The sequence below is a fragment of the Novosphingobium nitrogenifigens DSM 19370 genome (assembly GCF_000192575.1).
GTDB lineage: Bacteria > Pseudomonadota > Alphaproteobacteria > Sphingomonadales > Sphingomonadaceae > Novosphingobium > Novosphingobium nitrogenifigens.
Genome location: NZ_GL876939.1, coordinates 1 through 685 on the forward strand (window position 1 = coordinate 1; position 685 = coordinate 685).

The window sequence follows — 685 nt, forward strand, 5'->3', positions numbered from 1 at the left end:
GCTTTCAAAATCTGCTGCCGTTCGAACTGGGCGGGTGACAGCATCCCGTTTCTGACCTGCTTGCGCACCGGGTTGTAGAACATCTCGATGTAATCGAACACGTCCTGCCGGGCTTCCTCGCGTGTTTTGTAGGTCCGGCGCCGGATGCGCTCTCGCTTGAGCGAGGAGAAGAAGCTCTCGGCGACGGCGTTGTCATGGCAGTTGCCGCGCCGGCTCATCGAATGCTCAAGATTGTGAGCCCGGATGAAGGCAGCCCAGTCCATGCTGGTGAACTGCGAGCCCTGATCCGAATGGATCAGCACCCGCTGCTTGGGCTTGCGCCGCCATACCGCCATGTGCAGCGCTTGCAGCACCGCATCGGTGGTCTGCCTGCTCTGCATCGACCAGCCCACCACGCGGCGGGAATAGAGATCAATCACAACGGCCAGATAAGCAAAGCCCTCCAGGGTGCGGATGTAGGTGATGTCGGTCACCCAGGCCCTGTCGGGGGCAGCGACGTCGAACTGCCGGTCCAGAGTATTGTCGACCGCCAGGGATGGCTTGCCGCCATAGCTCCCCGGCCGACGCTTGTAGCCGATCTGCGCCTTGATACCTGCCAGCCTGGTCAACCGGGCAACACGGTTCGGGCCGCAGGTCTCGCCCTGATCGAGCAGGTCGTCGTGCAACTTGCGGTAGCCATAGACCC

1 protein-coding gene is annotated in these 685 nt (G+C 62.2%); it reads right to left on the minus strand.

Annotation, left to right across the window (positions count from 1 at the left end; genetic code table 11):
- Positions 1-685 (minus strand): IS3 family transposase (locus tag Y88_RS18650; protein ID WP_040702681.1); only part of this gene is annotated, 685 nt, incomplete at both ends.